The following is an 18,327-nucleotide window of genomic DNA, read 5'->3' as shown; positions in this document are numbered from 1 at the left end:
GTCCAGGAACCGACCGGACGACGTCCGCGGCTGTCGGGGCGCTCCCCGGGCCGCCGGCCACGAGGCCCCGGCCGGCGGGACCACCCATCACCGACCACCGACCCCCGAGGTCAACCGAGGCAGGGATGATGACGGAGCTGAGCCACGACTCCACACTGCGTGAACTCGCCACCGCACAAGGCGTGCTGCGCTACCACGAGGCCGGGGACGGCCCGCCCCTGCTGCTGTTGCACGGTTCCGGCCCCGGGGTCACCGGGTGGCGCAACTACCGGCACAACCTGAGCACCTTCGCCGAGCACTTCCGCTGCCTCGTCCTGGAGTTCCCCGGCTTCGGGGTCAGCGACCCGGCCGACGGCCACCCCATGGCGACCGCCGCCGGCGCGGTGACCCGGTTCCTGGACGGGCTCGGGCTCGACCGGGTCGACGTCATCGGCAACTCGATGGGCGGCATCGTCGGCACCCAGTTCGCGCTCGCCCACCCCGGCCGGGTGCGCCGCCTCGTCACGATCGGCGGGATCGGCCGCAACGTGTTCACCCCCGGCCCGGGCGAAGGCATCAAGCTGCTCACCGAGTTCACCGACGCCCCGTCCCGCGAAGGACTGGTGCGCTGGCTGCACTCCATGGTGTACGACCCGGCGCTGGTGACCGAGGAACTCGTCGAGGAACGCTGGGCCCAGGCCACCGACCCCGCCACCCTCGCCTCCGCCCGCATGATGTACGGCAGCGAGGCGTTCGCGGCGCGCACGGCGGCCGCCGCCGCGTCCGACCAGGCACCGTACTGGGCGATGCTGCACCGGCTGCGCGCGAAGACCCTGCTCACCTGGGGGCGTGACGACCGGGTCAGCCCCGTCGACATGGCGATGCTGCCGATGCGCACCATTCCCGACGCCGAACTGCACGTGTTCCCCGACTGCGGGCACTGGGTGATGATCGAGCAGAAGGCCGCCTGGGAGAGCGCGGTCCTCGCCTTCCTCACCCGCGAGGACGCGGCCCTCACCCGTCAGGACGCCGCGTGAGCGCCGGGGCGGCCCAGGACGCCGCCTGGGACGAGGAGTTCGACTTCGTCGTGGTCGGCAGCGGCGGGGGCGGGATGGCCGCGGCCCTCACCGCCGCCGACAGCGGACTGTCCACCGTCCTCGTCGAGAAGGGCAGGATGTACGGCGGTACCACCGGCATCTCCGGCGGCGGCATCTGGATCCCCAACAACCCCACCCTGCGCGCCGAGGGGCACGACGACAGCCGCGCCTCCGTACGCCGCTACCTCGACCTGCTCACCGAGGACCGCGTCCCCGCCGCCCGCCTCGACGCGTACGTCGACCAGGGCCCCGCCGCGATGGAACTGCTGGGGAAGAGCCGCTGGATGCGGTTCTTCTGGGTCAAGGGCTACGCCGACTACCACCCCGAGTACGAGGGAGGACGGCCGCTCGGCCGCTCGGTCGAGGCGCTGCCCTTCGACACCCGCAAGCTGGGCGAGGACGAGAAGTACCAGCGCCCCAACAGCCTCAAGGGCCCCCTCGGCCTCTGGATCACCGCGAAGGACTACCGCAACCTCGCCATGGTCAAGCGGACCTGGCGCGGGCGCTGGGCCTCCGTCGTCGCCGCCTGGCGCGTCTCGTCCAACATGGTCCGCCGCCGGCACATGGCCACCGGTGGCCGGGCCCTGGTGGCCCGGATGCGGATGGCCCTCAAGGACGCCGGTGTGCCCGTGTGGCTGCGCAGCCCGATGACCGGACTCGTCACCGACGGGCACGGCGCGGTCACCGGGATCGTCGTCACCCGCGAGGGCCGGACCGTACGGATCGGAGCCCGGCGGGGCGTCCTCCTGGCGACCGGCGGGTTCGACCACAACCAGGAGATGCGGGAGAAGTACCTGCCCGAGGGCGGCCGGGACGACCACAGCGCCGGAGCCGTCGAGAACACCGGCGACGGCATCCTCGCCGGCCAGGAGCTCGGCGCGGCACTCGACTTCATGGACGACGCCTGGTGGATGCCCTCCGTGCACCACCCCTCCGGCGCCACGATCCCCCTGGTCTCCGAGCGGTGCATCCCGCCCTCGGTGATCGTCTCCAGCGACGGCAGGCGCTTCACCAACGAGTCGTCCCCGTACGTCAACTTCGTCCACGACCAGCTCGAAGGCAGGCACACCACCGCCTGGTTCGTCATGGACGCCAAGGCCCGCGCCCGCTACCCCTTCGCGCAGATCCTCCCCGGGATGCCCTTCCCGAAGGCGTTCTACGAGAACGGCACCGTGCACCGCGCCGACACCCTCGGCGAACTCGCCCGGAGCATCGGCGTCCCCGCCGGCGCCCTCACCGAGACCGTCGAACGGTTCAACGGCTTCGCCCGCACCGGCAAGGACACCGACTTCGGCCGGGGCGACAGCGCGTACGACCGCTACTACGGCGACCCGAACCTGAAGAACCCCAACCTGGACGAGCTCGACAAGGCCCCCTACTACGCGATCCGCATCGAGGCCGGTGACCTCGGCACCAAGGGCGGCCTGGTCTGCGACGAGCACAGCCGGGTGCTCCGCGAGGACGGCTCCGCCGTCGCCGGGCTCTACGCCACCGGCAACACCTCCGCCTCCGTGATGGCCAACGAGTACGCCGGACCGGGCGCCACCATCGGCCCGTCCATCGTCTTCGGCTACATCGCCGCCCGCCACGCCGCCGGCGGAGGCGCCTCATGAGCCCCGCCCTGACCGTACGCGTCGTCGAGGTCGTCCGGGAGACCGCCGACGCGCACTCGCTCGTCCTGGAGCCCGAGGAGGGCGACCGCGCCCGGTTCGCGTACCGGCCGGGGCAGTTCCTCACCGTACGGGTGCCCTCCGACCGGCCCGGCGGAGCCGCCCGCTGCTACTCGCTGTGCAGCTCCCCGGGGCGCGACGAGCACCTGAAGGTGACCGTCAAGCGCACCGCCGGGGGCTACGCCTCCAACTGGATCTGCGACCACGTCACCGAGGGCGACACCCTCGAAGTCCTGCGGCCCGCCGGTACCTTCACCCCGCGGTCGCTGGACGGCGACTTCCTGCTGCTGGCCGCCGGCAGCGGCGTCACCCCGGTGATGTCCATCCTCACCTCCGTCCTGCACGCGGGGACCGGCCGCGTCGCCCTCCTCTACGCCAACCGCGACGAGAAGTCCGTCATCTTCCGTGACCAACTCGCCGCCTTGGTGAGGGAGTACGGCGAACGGCTCACGGTCCTGCACTGGCTGGAGTCCCTCCAGGGCCGGCCCACCGAAGCCGCCCTGCGGGCCCTCGCCGCCCCGTACACCGGACGGGACGCCTTCGTCTGCGGGCCCGGCCCCTTCATGGACCTGGCCACCGGCGCGCTCACCGGGCTGGGCGTGCCCCCGGACCGGATCACCGTGGAACGCTTCACCTCGCTGGCCGGCGACCCCTTCGCGGAACCCGCCGCCGGCCCGGGGCCCGGTCCGGACTCCTCCGGACCCGCCGCCACCGCCGAGGTGGAGCTGGACGGCGAGCGCCACACCGTCCGGTGGCCGCGGGACACGCCCCTGCTCGACGCACTGCTCGCGGCCGGTCTGGACGCCCCGTACTCCTGCCGGGAGGGCGCGTGCAGCGCCTGCGCCTGTGTCCTCACCGAGGGGGAGGTGGTCATGGAGCGCAACGAGGTCCTCGACGCCCAGGACCTCGCCGACGGCCTGATCCTCGCCTGCCAGGCACGCCCGGCCGCCGACCGCCTCAAGGCCACCTACGACGGCTGAGCCCGCCCCTCCCGCACCCGTTCTCCCCTACCCACTCGACCCGGATGAGGTTCGAACCGTGACCAAGGCGACCGCCGCGATCGTCGGATCCGGCAACATCGGCACCGACCTGATGTACAAGCTCCTGCGCTCAAAGGCCATCGAGCCGCGCTGGATGATCGGCATCGACGAGCAGAGCCCCGGCCTGAAGCGTGCCGCCGACCACGGCCTGCACACGAGCGCCGACGGTGTGGACGCGCTGCTGGCCGGTGACGAACGTCCGGACCTGGTCTTCGAGGCCACCTCCGCCTACGTCCACCGGGCCAACGCCCCCAGGTACGCCGCACTCGGCATCCAGGCCATCGACCTGACCCCCGCCGCGATCGGCCCGGCGGTCGTGCCCGCCGTCAACCTCGGCGAGCACCTCGACGCGCCGAACGTCTCCCTCATCACCTGCGGGGGACAGGCCACCATCCCGATCGTGCACGCCGTCTCCGCCGTCACGGAGGTGCCCTACGCGGAGATCGTCGCCAGCGTCGCCTCCCCGTCGGCGGGGCCCGGGACCCGCGCCAACATCGACGAGTTCACCCTCACCACCGGCCGGGGCATCGAGACGATCGGCGGTGCCGCCAAGGGCAAGGCCATCATCATCCTCAACCCGGCCGAACCGCCGATGCTGATGCAGGACACCGTCTTCTGCGCCGTCCCCGCCGACGTCGACCGGGACGCGGTCACCGCCTCGATCCACGCGACCGTCGCCCGCGTCGCCTCCTACGTCCCCGGCTACCGGCTGCGTACGGAACCGCAGTTCGACGGCCCGACCGCGGTCAGCGGCGGGCTCGCCCGGGTCGCCGTCTTCATCGAGGTGGAGGGTGCGGGCGACTTCCTGCCGCCCTACTCCGGAAACCTCGACATCATGACGGCCGCCGCCACCGAGGTCGGCGAGGGCTTCGCCCGGCGGATCACCGCCCGCCGCCAGGCCGCCTGACCCCCGCCCACCGAGGAGTTCACGAACCATGCCCATGCCCACAGCCGTACCCGCGCCCTACAGCTCCGAGCTGGACATCCGGGTCACCGACTCGTCCCTGCGGGACGGATCGCACGCCAAGCAGCACCAGTTCACCGTCGAGCACGTCACCTCCATCGTGGCCGCCCTCGACGACGCAGGGGTCCCGGTCATCGAGGTCACCCACGGAGACGGCCTCGGCGGGTCCTCCTTCAACTACGGCTTCAGCCACACCCCCGAGCAGGAACTCATCAAGGCGGCGGTGAAGACCGCCCGCCGCGCGAAGATCGCCTTCCTGATGCTGCCCGGCCTCGGGCTCCAGGACGACATCCGGGAGGCCGCCGACAACGGCGCCTCGGTCTGCCGGATCGCCACCCACTGCACCGAGGCCGACATCTCCGTCCAGCACTTCGGCCTCGCCCGCGAACTCGGCCTGGAGACCGTCGGGTTCCTCATGATGTCGCACAGCCGGCCGCCCGAGGCGCTGGCCCGGCAGGCCCGCATCATGGCCGACGCCGGCTGCCAGTGCGTCTACGTCGTCGACTCCGCGGGCGCCCTCGTCATGGAGCAGACCGGCGACCGCGTCGCCGCCCTGGTCGCCGAGCTCGGCGACGACGCCCAGGTCGGCTTCCACGGCCACGAGAACCTCGGCCTCGGCGTCGCCAACTCGGTCCTCGCCGTCCGCGCGGGGGCCAAGCAGATCGACGGATCGACCCGCCGCTTCGGCGCCGGCGCCGGCAACACACCCGTCGAGGGCTTCGCCGCCGTCGCCGAGAAGCTGGGCATCCGCACCGGCATCGACGTACTGAAGATCATCGACGCGGCCGAGGACGTCGTACGCCCCGTCATGGACGGCGAGTGCCTGCTCGACCGCCTCTCCCTGACCATGGGGTACGCCGGCGTCTACTCCAGCTTCCTGAAGCACGCCGCCCGTCAGGCCGCCGCCTACCAGGTGTCCGGCGCCGAGATCCTCATGGAGGCCGGCCGCCGGGAGCTGGTCGGCGGCCAGGAGGACCAGCTCATCGAGATCGCCGCCTCCCTCGCCGCGAGGAACCGGCCGCAGACCACCCAGACCTCCACGGGGAAGTGAGACCCGCCATGTCCAACCCGGTACTCGAAGCCGTCGAGGCCCGCGCCGACGAGATCCGTGCCCTCGGCCCCGCCAACGAGGCACTCGGCCGCCTCGACGACCAGGCGGCGAAGATCCTGCGCGACGTCGGCGCGATCCGCATGCTCCAGCCCAAGACGTACGGCGGTCTCGAACTGCACCCCCGTGAGTTCGCCGAGACCGTCATGAGGATCGCCTCCCTGGACGGGGCCACCGGCTGGGTCGCCGGCGTCGTCGGCGTCCACCCCTGGGAGATGGCGATGGCCGACCCCCGGGTCCAGGAGGAGGTCTGGGGCGAGGACCCCGACACCTGGATCGCCTCCCCGTACGCCCCCATGGGCCTGCTGAAGCCCGTCGACGGCGGATACGTCTTCAACGGCCGCTGGCAGTTCTCCTCCGGCACCGACCACTGCCGCTGGATCTTCCTCGGCGGCTTCCTCACCGACGAGAACGGCGACCGGCTCAGCCCTCCGCGGTCCGTCCACGTCATCCTGCCCCGCGCCGACTACGAGATCGTCGAGGACTCCTGGGACGTCGTCGGGCTGCGCGGCACCGGCAGCAAGGACGTCGTCGTCAAGGACGCCTTCGTCCCCGCCCACCGCGTCATCGAGTACGCCAAGGTCGTCGACGGCTCCCTCGCCACCGAGTCCGGGCTGGCCAACCCCGCCTACAGGCTGCCCTTCTCCGCGGCCTTCCCGCTCGGCATCACCTCCGCCGTCATCGGCATGTGCGAGGGCACCCTCGCCCACCACCTCGCCTACCAGAGCACCCGGGTCCAGATCACCGGCCAGGCCGTCAGGGACGACCCGTACGTCCTCTACGCCGTCAGCGACGCCGCCGCCGAGATCGCCGCCTCCCGCGCGGCCCTCCTGGACAACATCACCCAGATGTACGACATGGTCGCCGCCGGCGAGGAGATCACCTTCGAACGGCGTGCCGTCGGCCGCCGCACCCAGGCCGCCGCCGCCTGGCGGGCCGTCCGCGCCGTCGACGAGATCGTGGCCCGCTCCGGCGGCAACGCGATGCGCATGGACAACCCGATCCAGCGGTTCTGGCGCGACGTGCACACCGGACTCACCCACGCCATCCACGTGCCCGGCTCCGTCTTCCACGCCTCGGCGCTCACCCAGATCGGCATCGAACCGCCGCAGGGCCCGATGCGCTCGATGATCTGAGACCCGCGGTCCGCGCGCACACCGGACCGGATCCGCACGCACACCGGACCAGAGAGGACCACCCCATGACACAGATCCGCGGACTCGGATATCTCCGGGTCCAGACCCAGGACATCGGCCGCTGGCGCGAACTCACCGTGGACGCCCTCGGGTTCGCGGAAGGGACGGGCCCCGACCCCGACGGCCTCTACCTGCGCATGGACGAACGCCGAGCCCGGCTCGCCGTCCTGCCCGGCGACAGCGACAAGGTGCTGTCCGTCGGCTGGGAGGTCCGCGACCAGTTCGCCCTCGCCGCCGTCGGCCGCGCCGTCGAGGCATCCGGCACACCGGTGAGACTGCTCGGCCAGAAGGAGGCCGACGACCGGGGCGTCGAGCAGGCCATCGCCTTCACCGACCCGGCCGGGGTGCCCGTCGAGGTCTTCTTCGCACCGGTCCTCGACCACAGCCCCGTCCTCACCGGCCTCGGCCAGCACTTCGTCACCGGCGGCCAGGGCATGGGACACGTCGTCCTGCCCACCACCGCCATGGACGAGACGGTCGCCTTCTACACCGAGGTCCTCGGCTTCCTGCCGCGCGGCGGCATCCGCCTCAGCGGCCAGTCACCCGACGCCCCGCCCCGCCGCGTCCGCTTCATGGGCGTCAACGAACGCCACCACAGCCTCGCCGTCTGCCCCGCCCCGCACGCCGGCGAGCCCGGACTGGTGCACCTGATGGTCGAGGTCGACACCCTCGACGCCGTCGGCCGTGCCCTCGACAACGTCGGCAAGCAGGGCTTCTCCCTCTCCTCCACCCTCGGCCGGCACACCAACGACAAGATGGTCTCCTTCTACGTCCGCGCCCCCGGCGGCTGGGACATCGAGTACGGCTGCGAGGGCATGCGGGTCGACGAACGGCACTACACCGCCGAGGAGATCACCGCCGACAGCTACTGGGGCCACGACTGGTCCGGCTCCGAACCCCTCGCCGCGTTCCTCCCGCCGGGGAAGACCGGATGAGCCCCGCCGGAGCCGGGGCCGGAGCCGGAGCCGGGGCCGGGGGGACAGGACGCGCGCGTACGTCCCGGCCGGTCACCCCGGTCCCCGCGTCCACCGTCGAGCACTACGACGCCGTCACCGACGTCCTGGTCGTCGGCTACGGCTGCGCCGGGGCCGCCGCCGCGTACGAGGCCGCCACCGCCGGCGCCGGCGTCCTCGTCCTGGAACGGGCCGGCGGCCCCGGCGGGTCCTCCGCCCAGTCCGGCGGAGAGCTCTACCTCGGCGGCGGCACCCCGGTCCAGCACGCCTGCGGCTTCGAGGACAGCGCGGACGAGATGTACGCCTACCTCGCCGCCGCGCTCGGGCCCCACGCCGACGAGGAGAAACTCCGGCTGTACTGCGACGGCAGCACCGAGCACTTCCAGTGGTTCGTGGACCGCGGCCTGACCTTCGAACCGACCCTGTGGGACCAGCCGACCTGGATGCCGACCACCAAGGACGGCCTGATGTGGCTGGGCGAGAACGCCTGGCCGTACAACGAGATCGCCCGCCCCGCACCGCGCGGCCACCGCTGCGCCACCGACGCCTTCGGCGGCTGGCTCGTCATGGAGAAACTGGTCGCCGCGGCGGAGGCCGCCGGGGCCACCACGCACGCCGACACCCTCGCCACCGCACTCGTCGTGGACGACGACACCGGGCGCGTCGTCGGCGTCCGGGCGCGCCGCCACGGCCGGGAGCTCACCTACCGGGCCCGCAGGGCCGTCGTCCTCACCACCGGCGGATTCGCCGACAACGAGGAGATGCTCGCCGACCACGCCCCGCACCTCATCGGCCACGGCAAGGTCAGCGACGGCCTCGACGACGGCAGCGGCATCCGGATGGCCTGTGCGCTCGGCGCCGCCACCCGGCGGATGGCCACGGTCGAGATCGCGCTGACCGCGCTGCCCGCCATGGTCACCCGGGGCATGCTCGTCAACGCCCACGGACAGCGCTTCATCAACGAGGACGTCTACCCCGGCCTGTTCAGCGTCGCCGCCGTCCTGACCCAGCCCGCTCCCTACTGGGTGATCATCGACGAGGAGGGCTACGAGTCGATCCCGGAGAAGGACCGCTGGGGCGTCCTGCCCCTCCACGTCACCGGGACCCTGGCCGAGCTCGAAGCCGAACTCCGCATGCCCGCGGGCGCGCTGGAGTCCACCGTCACCGCGTACAACACCTACGCGGCACGCGGGCAGGACCCGTTCTTCCACAAGGACCCGCGCTGGCTGCGCCCGCTGAAGGGCCCCTTCGCCGCGGTCGACCCGCGCGCCGGCTTCCACCAGGGCGGCCGGCCGAGCGCCGGAGCCGGCACCGGGGCCGCCGGGTTCACCCTCGGCGGTCTGCACACCACGGTGGACGGCGCCGTCCTCGACGTGTCGGGCGAACCCGTCCCCGGCCTGTACGCCGCCGGGCGGGCCGCCGCCGGCATCCACGGCGAGGGCTACATCAGCGGCACCTCACTGGGCGACGGCACGTTCTTCGGCCGCCGCGCGGGGAAGGCCGCCGCGGGCGGGGCCTGAGCGCGGTCCGCCACGCCGGTCCCGGTCCTCCAAGGCACCGGAACCGGCGTGGGCCCCGGCCCCTGAGCGGATCACAGGTCGTCGGCGGTTCCGTCGACGGCGGGCCCGCAGCCCTCGGTGAGGCCGACGGCGGTTGAGGCTGTGTGCGGGGACTCGTCAGGAGACGAGCGGGCCCCGGCCGCCCGGTGGGCCGCCGGGGCCCGTGGGCGGGCGCGGCCCGGTGGGCCGGGAGGCGTCCCCGGGCCGGTCTCAGGCCGCCCCGTCCGCGTCCCCGTCCGCCACCGGGAGCGTCCCCCGCAGCGCGGAGGCGCGGATGGTGTCGCGGAGGGACGCGCAGCCCTCGAAGGAGGCGGCGGCCGGGTCGCGTTCGGCGCAGAGGGCTGTGGCCCGGCCGTCCCACTGCACGCTCGTCTGCTGCCAGCTGCTCTTGCGCACCAGGACCTCGGCCGCGCACCGTTCGCAGGCCAGGGACCGCATCGGCGGACCGTCGAGCAGCCGGTCGTCGACGCGCATCAGGCCGGTCCGGTCCGGGCCGTGGCGGCCCTGAGGGCGAGGTTGGCCTCGACCTCCTTCTGCCACGCCTCGACCGGACGCGTGGTGTCCAGCTCGAACTCGAAGCGGTCGGTCATCTCCGGCTTCACGTCGGCCACGTCCACGTAGAACTGCTCGTACCAACGGCGCAGCTGGTAGACCGGGCCGTCCTCCTCGCAGAGCAGGGGATTGTCGATGCGGGTCTTGTTCTTCCAGATCTGGATGTCCTGCTCGAAGCCCAGCTTGATGAACTGCGCCATACCGGCCGCGAGTTCGTCGGCCGCCTCGCCCGAGAGGGAGGGGGAGCGCTTGACGACGATGCCGTACTGGAGGACGAACCGGTCGGCGTCGACGGGATAGTGGCAGTTGATCAGGACCGACTGGACGTCGTCACCGGACTCGTAGTGGTAGGTGAGGTCGTCGATCATGAACGAGGGGCCGTGGTAGGAGGCCACCGAGTTGCTGCCGGTGGTCCTCGGCTTGTCGTCCTGCTCCTGCGGGCGGGCGTCGGGCCGGCCGGTGCCACGCATGTACTGGGTGGCGGTGTGACCCTCGAAGACGTTCTTGAAGTACGTCGGGAAGGAGTAGTGCACATAGAAGAAGTGGGCCATGTCCACGACGTTGTCCACGACTTCACGGCAGTTGGCGTCCACGACGGTCTCGTACCAGAGCCAGTCGGTCCACTCGTCGCTGCCCGCGCCCTCGATGCGGGGGATGGTCACGCCGGCGGGCGGAGGGTTGCCCTCCGGGTCGTTCCAGACGAAGAGCATGCCGTCCTGGTCCAGGACCGGCCAGGAAGCCGTACGGGCCCGCAGCGGGACCCGCTTGGAGTACGGGATCTGCTTGCAGCGGCCGTCACCGCCCCACCGCCAGTCGTGGAACGGGCAGGCGACCTGGTCGCCCTTGACGGTGCCCTGGGAGAGGTCGCCGCCCATGTGCCGGCAGTACGCGTCCAGGACGTTGAGGGTGCCGTCGCCCGCCTGGAACACCACGAGCTTCTGGCCGAAGGCCCGGACCGGGTGGGGCTTGCCGTCCTTGAACTTCTCGGCGAGGCCCAGGCAGTGCCAGCCCCGGGCGAAACGGGTGGGTGCCGCCCCGGCCTCGATGGCCCTGACCTCGTCGGGTGCTGACTCGACTGCGCTCACGTTGTTCTCATCCCCTCATCAGGACGCGTGGTGTCACGGTGCCAGGACGGTAGGCCCGGACACCGGCGCCCCGGCGGGGGAGTCCCACTGACCGGAACCGCTTCCCCGGGGCCCTCCGGGAGCCTGTCCCGGTCGGTGGGACCGGGCCCTCGCGGCCCGGTCGGCCCGCGTACAGTCCGCCGCCCTGTCCACAGCCCCGTACCGGCGAAGGAGCCCGTGATGAACCGTTTCGACCGTGTGAAGGTCCTGCTCACTGGGGCGGGGTCCGGCATCGGGCGGGCCACCGCGCTCCGCCTGGTGTCCGAGGGCGCGGAGGTGTACGCGGTCGACCTGTCCGGGGCGGGCCTCGCGGAGACCGCCGCGGCGGCGGGCGGCGGACCGGGCCGGATCCTCACCCGCACCGCCGACGCCGCCGACGAGGCCGCGGTGGTGGAGGCGGTACGGGCCGCCGCCGACGGGCTCGGCGGTATCGACGTCCTGGTCAACGTGGCCGGTATCCACCGGACGACACCGATCGAACAGCTGACCGTGGCCGATATGGAGCAGCTCTTCCGGGTCAACACGGTGGGCACCGCCCTGTTCTGCCGGGAGGCGCTGCCGCATCTGCCGCACGGGTCCGGGGTCATCGTCAACGTGGCCTCCTCGGCCGCCGCGCACGGCAACCCGTACATGACCGCGTACGCCGCCTCCAAGGGGGCGGTCCTTGGCTTCTCGCTCTCCCTGGCCGCCGAGGTCGCCCACCAGGGCATCCGGGTCGTCCCCGTGTCACCCGGCTCGGTCGCCACCCCGCTGGCCGGCCCGCACGTGCTGCCGGCCGGCCTCGACACCTCGTACTACGGGCGCATCCGGGCGCCGTTCGGCACCGCGGAGCCGGAGCAGATCGCCGGGGTCATCGCCTTCGCGGCCTCACGGGACGCGGGTTACCTCACCGGGGCGGAGATCCGGGCCGACGGCGGCTCCCACATCTGAGGGCGCGTCCCCCAAGCCGCGCCCGCCCGGCGGCCACTGAGCGGGACTGGCCCTTGCCGGTTTCCAGAACGAATTCTAGTTTCTGGTCCGTCGGAGTCGCCGGCCCGGACGGGCCCACACACTTACGGAGAGCCATGACCGAGGCCGTCATCGTCGAAGCCGCACGGACACCGGTGGGCCGCCGCCGCGGAGTCCTGTCCGGGCTCCACCCGGCCGAACTCCTCGGGGCGGCCCAGAAGGGCCTCCTGGAGCGGGCGGGCATCGGCCCCGCCGGCGTGGACCAGGTCATCGGGGGCTGCGTCACCCAGGCCGGTGAGCAGTCCAACAACGTCACCCGCAACGCCTGGCTGCACGCCGGCCTCCCGTACACCACCGCCTGCACCACGATCGACTGCGCCTGCGGGTCCTCCCAGCAGGCCGTGCACCTGGTCGCCGGGCTGATCGCCTCCGGTGCGATCGAGACCGGCATCGGCTGCGGCGTCGAAGCCATGAGCCGCGTGTTCCTCGGCGCCGCGCTCACCCCGGACAACGGGAGCCCGGTGCCGGACAGCTGGACCCTGGACATGCCCGACCAGTTCACCGCGGCCGAGCGCATCGCCCGCAACCGGGGCATCACCCGCGCCGACGCGGACGCCCTCGGCCTCGCCTCCCAGCACAAGGCCGCCCGCGCCTGGGCCGAAGGCCGCTTCGACGGACAGATCATCGGCATCGAGGCCCCCGTCATGGGGCCCGAGGGGCCCACCGGCGAGAAGACCCTCGTCAGCCGCGACCAGGGTCTGCGCGAGACCACCCCCGAGGCCCTGGCAGCCCTGCGGCCCGTCCTGGCCGACGGCATCCACACCGCGGGCAACTCCTCCCAGATCAGCGACGGCGCCGCCGCCGTCCTCCTGATGAGCCGGGAACGCGCCGCCCGCGAAGGGCTGAGGCCCCGGGCCCGGATCGTCGCCTCCACCATGGTCGGCTCCGACCCCTACTACCACCTCGACGGGCCCGTCGCCGCGACCGAACGGGTCCTGCGCGACGCCGGGATGAGCCTCGCCGACATCGACCTCGTCGAGATCAACGAGGCCTTCGCCTCCGTCGTCCTGTCCTGGGCCCAGGTCCACAAGGCCGACATGGACAAGGTCAACGTCAACGGCGGCGCCATCGCGCTGGGCCACGCCGTCGGATCCACCGGCGCCCGGCTCGTCACCCAGGCCCTGTACGAGCTGGAGCGCACGGGGAAGTCCACCGCCCTGATCACCATGTGCGCCGGTGGCGCCCACTCCACCGCCACCGTCATCGAACGCATCTGAGGGACGTCATGAGCATCGGACTCACCGAGGAACACCGCGATCTCCGCGACGCCGTACGCGCGTTCGCGACCCGCCACATCACCGAGGAGGCCCTGAGGACGGCGGCCGACGCGGACAAGGAGACCCTCCCCGGGCACTGGAACGGCCTCGCCGCACAGGGTCTGCTCGGACTGCACCTGCCGGAGGAGGCGGGCGGCGCCGGATACGGACTCGTCGAACTCGCCGTCGTCACCGAGGAACTGGGCCGCGCCATGGCACCGGGCCCCTTCCTGCCGACGGTGCTCGCCTCCACCGTCCTGAACGCCGCAGGCCACCGCACCTACCTCGCCCCGCTCGCCGCGGGCACCACCGTCGGGGCGGTCGGCCTCGGTGCCGGCACCCTCGCCCTGAACCGGGCGGACGACGGCACCGTCACCCTCACCGGCACCTCCGAACCGGTCGTCGGCGGCCACCTCGCCGACGTGTTCGTCCTGCCCGCCGCCGACGGCGGCCGGACCCGCTGGATCGTGCTGCCCCGCGCCGCCGTCGACACCGAGGACCTGCGCAGCCACGACCTCACCCGCCGGTCCTCCCGCGTGACGGCCCGCCCGGTGCCCGTACCCGCCGCGGACCTCCTCGCCGTCGACGAGCAGACCCCCCGCGACCTCGCCGCGGCCCTCTTCGCCGCCGAAGCCTCCGGCATCGCCGACCGCTGCGTGGCCACCGCCGCCGGATACGCCCGCGTACGCGAGCAGTTCGGACGCCGCATCGGACAGTTCCAGGGCGTCAAACACCGCTGCGCCCGCATGCTCGCCCAGGCCGAGCAGGCCCGCGCCTCGGCCTGGGACGCCGCCCGCGCCGCCGGGCCCGGCGGCACCGAGGACCCCCGCGAGGCGTCGCTCGCCGCGGCCGTCGCCGGAGCCGTCGGGGTGGACGCCGCGTTCACCGCGGCGAAGGACTGCGTCCAGGTGCTCGGCGGGATCGGCTTCACCTGGGAACACGACGCCCACCTCGCGCTGCGCCGGGCCCAGACGCTGCGCCTCACCCTCGGCCCGTCCGCCGCCTGGCGGCGCCGGGTGGCCCGGCTCGCCCTGGACGGCGTCCGCCGCACCCTGGGCGTCGAACTCCCCCCGGAGGCCGAGACCGTACGCGAGGACATCCGTGCCGAACTGCGGGAGGCGGCCGCCCTGGACGGCAAGGAGCGCCTCACCCACCTCGCCGACCACGGCTACACCGCCCCGCACCTCCCCGCCCCCTGGGGCAAGGACGCCGGCCCGGTCACCCAGCTCGTCATCGCCCAGGAGCTCCAGGCCGCCGGACTCACCCCCGTCGACATGATCATCGGCGGCTGGGTGGTGCCCACCCTGATCGCGCACGGCGACACGGCCCAGCAGGAGCGGTTCCTCACCCCGAGCCTGCGCGGCGACATCGTCTGGTGCCAGCTCTTCAGCGAGCCGGGGGCGGGCTCCGACCTCGCCGGACTCACCACCCGGGCGGAGAAAACGGACGGCGGCTGGCGGATCACCGGTCAGAAGGTGTGGACCTCGATGGCCCGCGACGCCCACTGGGGCGTCCTGCTGGCCCGTACCGACACCGCCGTGCCGAAGCACAAGGGCATCTCCTACTTCCTCCTCGACATGACGAGCCCCGGACTCGACATCCGGCCGCTGCGGCAGATCACCGGCGACGCCGAGTTCAACGAGGTCTTCCTCGACGAGGTGTTCGTCCCGGACGAACTGCTCGTCAGCGCGCCCGGCGACGGCTGGAAGCTGGCCCGCACCACCCTCGCCAACGAACGCGTCGCGCTCTCCCACGACTCGGTCGGCTCCGGGGCCGAGACCCTGCTGGAGACCGCCGCCGCCTCCGGCGGCCTCGACGACGAACAGCTCACCGTCCTCGGCGGCCACCTCTGCGACGCGCAGTCCGGCGCCGTACTCGCCCTGCGCACCACCCTGCGTACGGTCTCCGGGCAGCAGCCCGGCGCCGAGGCGTCCATCGCCAAACTGCTCGGTGTCGAACACCAGCAGCAGGTCTGGGAGACCTGCATGGAATGGCAGGGCACCGCCTCCCTCAGCGGTGAGGGCCGGCGCCACGACACCACCTGGATGTTCCTCAACGGCCGCTGCCTGTCGATCGCCGGCGGTACGACGGAGGTCCAGCTGAACATCATCGGCGAGCGCCTCCTCGGACTGCCCCGCGACCCCGAGCCCACCCCGAAAGGCTGACCCCCGTGCCCATCGACCGTGACAAGGCGCTGAACGCGGAACCGGCCGTCCGCGAGATCGCCTGGACCACCCGTGACGTCCTCCTCTACCACCTGAGCCTGGGTGCCGGTGCCGGTGCCACCGGCCCCGAACCCCACCTCACCTACGAACGCGGCCTCACCGTGCTGCCGACCTTCGCCGTCGTCGCCGGCTCCGGCATCTCCGCGGGCGAGGCCGCCCCGCCCGGCTTCCACCTGCCCGGCATCGACATCGACCTGCGCGCCGTGCTCCACGCCGGGCAGGGGCTCCAGGTCCACCGGCCGCTGCCCGCCTCCGGCACCGCCACGCTCCGCTCACGCGTCGCCGAGGTCCAGGACAAGGGCAAGGCCGCCCTCATCGTCCTGGAGACCACCGCCACCGCCCCCGGCGGCGAACCGCTGTGGACCGGCACCACCCGCATCTGGGCGCGCGGTGAAGGCGGCTTCGGCCAGGGCGCCGGCCAGGAGGAACCCCTCGCCACCCCGCCCGACCGCCCCGCCGACACCGTCCTCACCACCGCCACCACACCCCAGCAGGCCCTGTGGTACCGGCTCAACGGCGACCTCAACCCGCTGCACGCCGACCCGGAGTTCGCCCGCGCCGCCGGGTTCGAACGTCCCATCCTGCACGGCCTCGCCTCGTACGGACTGGTCTGCAAGGCCGTCGTGGACGGGCTGCTGGACGGTGACGTCACCCGGCTCACCGGCCTCACCGTGCGCTTCGCCGGCCCCGTCGTCCCGGGGGAGACCCTCGTGACGTCCGTATGGCGGGAGGGGCCCGGCCGGGACGGCACCGAACGGCTCCTTCTGCACACCGGGTGCGCCGACCGCGACGGCGCACCCGTCCTCACCCACGCGACGGCGACGGTGCGGGCATGAGCACCCCCGGCCCCGACCGGGAGACCTCCCGGACGAGCACCCCCGGCCCCGACCAGGAGAGCCCCCGGATGAACACCCACGAGACCACCGCGCCCGCCGCCCCCCGGCAGGACGCCCGCCCGTCCGCCGCGCCGGCCGGTCCCCGCCTGGTCGCCGAAGCGCGCAAGGAGGGCGTCGACGCCGCCGTCGCGGCCGCCCGCCGGCTGATCACCGCCCTGCTGCGCTCCGGTGACGGCACCGGCGCCGACCTGGACGCCGTCGCCTCCCAGCTGGACGCCGTCGCCGACCGGCTCACCGCCGGGGCCCCCACCGTCACCGATCGCCTCGCCGAGATGTGGCGCGGGGAAGGCGTCACCCGCCACGATCCCGTCACCGGCCCGGAGAACGCCCTGGCCCCGCCGCTGCGGCTGCACGGCAACGAGGACCGCTCCGTGGAGGGAGTCGTCACCCTCGACCTGCCCTACCAGGGGCCGCCCGGCCATGTGCACGGTGGCATCTCGGCGCTGCTCCTCGACCACACGCTGGGCGTGGCCAACCACTGGGGAGGCCCCTCCGGGATGACCGCCGAACTGACCCTGCGCTACCTGCGGCCCACCCCGCTGTTCGAACCCCTGACGGTCACCGGCCGGCAGGTGTCCGTGGACGGTTCCCGTATCCGCACCGTCGGCGAGATCAGTGCGGGCGGACGTACCTGTGTCACCGCCGAAGGGCTGTTCATCAACAAGCAGCTGCCCCGGCCGAGCTGAGGGAGGACCGACCCATGGGAAAGCTCGACGGCAAGGTCGCGGTCGTCAGCGGCGCCGGACAGGGCGTCGGCCAGGGCATCGCCCTGGCCCTGGCCGCGGAGGGGGCGTCCGTCGCCGTCCTCGGCCGGACCGCGGACAAGCTGCTGACGACCTGTCACATGCTGCGTGAGCGGGGTGTGGAGGCGGAACCCTTCGTCCTCGACGTCCTCGACACGGAACGGATCCCGGCGGTGGTGGAGGACGTCGCCGCACGCTTCGGCGGGATCGACATCCTGGTCAACAACGCCTACAGCGGGTGCTACGGCCCGCTCCTCACCCTGACGGACGAGCAGTTCCGCCGGGGGTTCGGGAGCGGCCCGTTCGCGGCGTTCGCCTTCATGAAGGCCGCGCACCCCCACCTGAAGGAGAACGGCGGCGGCGTGATCATCAACCTGGTCACCTCCGCCATGGTCCGCTGGGACCTGAGCACCTACGGGGCGTACGCGTCGGCCAAGTCCGCCCTGCGCACCCTGACCAGGGCCGCCGCCAACGAGTGGGGCGGCGACGGGATCCGGGTCAACGCCATCGCCCCGCACGCCGTGTCACCCGCGTACGCGGGCTGGCAGGACGCCCACCCCGAGGAGGCGGCGGAGTTCGCCGCCTCCATCCCCCTGGGGTACGTCGGTGACTGCGAACAGGACATCGGGCGGGCCGTCGCCATGCTCTGCGGCCCGGACGCCCGGTACCTGACGGGCGCGACCGTCCCGCTCGACGGCGGCCAGGCCAACTTCGGCTGACGCCCGCCCCGGCCGGGGCGCCCCCTCCCGGCCGGGACGGCCCCCTCCGGCGGGAAGGACCCGTGGTCCGCCCCCTGCCCGCGGGCCCTTCCCGGTCAGCGGGACCGGCCCGGCCGGGCCGCCGGGCCCGCGGATAACGTCGCCGACGGCGGGGCACGGAACCCGGCCGCGGACCGGCACGGACGCCGGCCGCCCACGCGGACCGCCGCCCCCCGCCCCACAGGGCGGGAGCGCCCGC

Annotated in this window: 16 protein-coding genes; 14 read left to right on the top strand and 2 right to left on the bottom strand. The window is 73.2% G+C overall.

Translation table 11 applies throughout. From position 1 onward, the window contains the following. Nucleotides 1–128 precede the first annotated feature (128 nt). The 8 genes from CP967_RS03295 (at nucleotide 129) to CP967_RS03260 (ending at nucleotide 9,527) form a co-directional block, all read left to right on the top strand. Nucleotides 129–1,016, top strand: coding sequence for an alpha/beta fold hydrolase (locus CP967_RS03295; RefSeq protein ID WP_150486476.1), 888 nt, complete (start codon nucleotides 129–131; stop codon nucleotides 1,014–1,016). Beyond that, nucleotides 1,013–2,689: an FAD-binding protein gene (locus tag CP967_RS03290; protein WP_150486475.1), complete on the top strand. Its 1,677-nt coding sequence runs from the start codon at nucleotides 1,013–1,015 to the stop codon at nucleotides 2,687–2,689. The genes CP967_RS03295 and CP967_RS03290 overlap by 4 nt, the downstream gene beginning before the upstream one ends. Next, a complete protein-coding gene (locus CP967_RS03285; protein ID WP_150486474.1) occupies nucleotides 2,686–3,726 on the top strand; it encodes a ferredoxin--NADP reductase in 1,041 nt (346 codons plus the stop codon). Before CP967_RS03290 ends, CP967_RS03285 begins: the two co-directional genes overlap by 4 nt. A 58-nt stretch (nucleotides 3,727–3,784) precedes the next feature. Beyond that, the gene (locus tag CP967_RS03280; RefSeq protein ID WP_150486473.1) at nucleotides 3,785–4,693 is read left to right on the top strand and encodes an acetaldehyde dehydrogenase (acetylating); all 909 of its coding nucleotides are present in this window, start codon (nucleotides 3,785–3,787) and stop codon (nucleotides 4,691–4,693) included. A gap of 28 nt (nucleotides 4,694–4,721) precedes the next feature. After that, nucleotides 4,722–5,801: a 4-hydroxy-2-oxovalerate aldolase gene (gene dmpG, locus CP967_RS03275; protein ID WP_229888520.1), complete on the top strand. Its 1,080-nt coding sequence runs from the start codon at nucleotides 4,722–4,724 to the stop codon at nucleotides 5,799–5,801. A gap of 8 nt (nucleotides 5,802–5,809) precedes the next feature. Continuing rightward, a complete protein-coding gene (locus tag CP967_RS03270) occupies nucleotides 5,810–6,994 on the top strand; it encodes an acyl-CoA dehydrogenase family protein (protein ID WP_150486472.1) in 1,185 nt (394 codons plus the stop codon). A gap of 65 nt (nucleotides 6,995–7,059) precedes the next feature. After that, complete coding sequence (locus CP967_RS03265; RefSeq protein WP_150486471.1) at nucleotides 7,060–7,989, top strand: VOC family protein; 930 nt, start codon at nucleotides 7,060–7,062, stop codon at nucleotides 7,987–7,989. After that, a complete protein-coding gene (locus tag CP967_RS03260; RefSeq protein WP_150486470.1) occupies nucleotides 7,986–9,527 on the top strand; it encodes an FAD-dependent oxidoreductase in 1,542 nt (513 codons plus the stop codon). Before CP967_RS03265 ends, CP967_RS03260 begins: the two co-directional genes overlap by 4 nt. Nucleotides 9,528–9,776: 249 nt before the next feature. Here CP967_RS03260 and CP967_RS03255 read toward each other — a convergent pair whose 3' ends face one another. Together CP967_RS03255 and CP967_RS03250 are read right to left on the bottom strand one after the other, a co-directional pair. Further along, complete coding sequence (locus tag CP967_RS03255) at nucleotides 9,777–10,040, bottom strand: ferredoxin (protein ID WP_167535318.1); 264 nt, start codon at nucleotides 10,038–10,040, stop codon at nucleotides 9,777–9,779. Continuing rightward, nucleotides 10,040–11,203, bottom strand: a complete 1,164-nt coding sequence (locus tag CP967_RS03250; RefSeq protein ID WP_150486469.1) for a 3-ketosteroid-9-alpha-monooxygenase, oxygenase component — start codon at nucleotides 11,201–11,203, stop codon at nucleotides 10,040–10,042. Before CP967_RS03250 ends, CP967_RS03255 begins: the two co-directional genes overlap by 1 nt. Before the next feature lie 219 nt (nucleotides 11,204–11,422). Here CP967_RS03250 and CP967_RS03245 point away from each other — a divergent pair, with 219 nt between their 5' ends. From CP967_RS03245 to CP967_RS03220, 6 genes are all read left to right on the top strand, one after another. After that, nucleotides 11,423–12,172 carry an SDR family NAD(P)-dependent oxidoreductase gene (locus tag CP967_RS03245; protein ID WP_150486468.1) on the top strand — a complete coding sequence of 250 codons (750 nt, stop codon included), beginning with the start codon at nucleotides 11,423–11,425 and terminating at the stop codon, nucleotides 12,170–12,172. Between the two features lie 134 nt (nucleotides 12,173–12,306). Beyond that, a complete protein-coding gene (locus tag CP967_RS03240) occupies nucleotides 12,307–13,467 on the top strand; it encodes a steroid 3-ketoacyl-CoA thiolase (protein WP_150486467.1) in 1,161 nt (386 codons plus the stop codon). An 8-nt stretch (nucleotides 13,468–13,475) separates the two neighbouring features. After that, nucleotides 13,476–15,671 (top strand): acyl-CoA dehydrogenase family protein, encoded by a 2,196-nt coding sequence (locus tag CP967_RS03235; RefSeq protein WP_150486466.1) that lies wholly within the window; start codon nucleotides 13,476–13,478, stop codon nucleotides 15,669–15,671. 5 nt (nucleotides 15,672–15,676) lie between these two features. After that, nucleotides 15,677–16,567 carry a MaoC/PaaZ C-terminal domain-containing protein gene (locus CP967_RS03230; RefSeq protein WP_150486465.1) on the top strand — a complete coding sequence of 297 codons (891 nt, stop codon included), beginning with the start codon at nucleotides 15,677–15,679 and terminating at the stop codon, nucleotides 16,565–16,567. After that, nucleotides 16,564–17,313: a PaaI family thioesterase gene (locus CP967_RS03225; protein WP_229888519.1), complete on the top strand. Its 750-nt coding sequence runs from the start codon at nucleotides 16,564–16,566 to the stop codon at nucleotides 17,311–17,313. Before CP967_RS03230 ends, CP967_RS03225 begins: the two co-directional genes overlap by 4 nt. Nucleotides 17,314–17,327: 14 nt before the next feature. Then, nucleotides 17,328–18,089 carry an SDR family NAD(P)-dependent oxidoreductase gene (locus tag CP967_RS03220; protein WP_150486464.1) on the top strand — a complete coding sequence of 254 codons (762 nt, stop codon included), beginning with the start codon at nucleotides 17,328–17,330 and terminating at the stop codon, nucleotides 18,087–18,089. Nucleotides 18,090–18,327 lie beyond the last annotated feature (238 nt).

The organism is Streptomyces nitrosporeus (genome assembly GCF_008704555.1).
GTDB lineage: Bacteria > Actinomycetota > Actinomycetes > Streptomycetales > Streptomycetaceae > Streptomyces > Streptomyces nitrosporeus.
This window is presented reverse-complemented; position numbering and strand designations above follow the sequence as displayed.

What these genes read in the sequence shown, in the direction of transcription:
- CP967_RS03295 (WP_150486476.1), top strand. Translation starts at nt 129, where the DNA reads ATGACGGAGCTGAGCCACGACTCCACACTGCGTGAACTCGCCACCGCA.
- CP967_RS03285 (WP_150486474.1), top strand. Translation starts at nt 2,686, where the DNA reads ATGAGCCCCGCCCTGACCGTACGCGTCGTCGAGGTCGTCCGGGAGACC.
- dmpG (WP_229888520.1), top strand. Translation starts at nt 4,722, where the DNA reads ATGCCCATGCCCACAGCCGTACCCGCGCCCTACAGCTCCGAGCTGGAC.
- CP967_RS03270 (WP_150486472.1), top strand. Translation starts at nt 5,810, where the DNA reads ATGTCCAACCCGGTACTCGAAGCCGTCGAGGCCCGCGCCGACGAGATC.
- CP967_RS03265 (WP_150486471.1), top strand. Translation starts at nt 7,060, where the DNA reads ATGACACAGATCCGCGGACTCGGATATCTCCGGGTCCAGACCCAGGAC.
- CP967_RS03260 (WP_150486470.1), top strand. Translation starts at nt 7,986, where the DNA reads ATGAGCCCCGCCGGAGCCGGGGCCGGAGCCGGAGCCGGGGCCGGGGGG.
- CP967_RS03255 (WP_167535318.1), bottom strand. Translation starts at nt 10,040, where the DNA reads ATGCGCGTCGACGACCGGCTGCTCGACGGTCCGCCGATGCGGTCCCTG.
- CP967_RS03245 (WP_150486468.1), top strand. Translation starts at nt 11,423, where the DNA reads ATGAACCGTTTCGACCGTGTGAAGGTCCTGCTCACTGGGGCGGGGTCC.
- CP967_RS03240 (WP_150486467.1), top strand. Translation starts at nt 12,307, where the DNA reads ATGACCGAGGCCGTCATCGTCGAAGCCGCACGGACACCGGTGGGCCGC.
- CP967_RS03235 (WP_150486466.1), top strand. Translation starts at nt 13,476, where the DNA reads ATGAGCATCGGACTCACCGAGGAACACCGCGATCTCCGCGACGCCGTA.
- CP967_RS03225 (WP_229888519.1), top strand. Translation starts at nt 16,564, where the DNA reads ATGAGCACCCCCGGCCCCGACCGGGAGACCTCCCGGACGAGCACCCCC.
- CP967_RS03220 (WP_150486464.1), top strand. Translation starts at nt 17,328, where the DNA reads ATGGGAAAGCTCGACGGCAAGGTCGCGGTCGTCAGCGGCGCCGGACAG.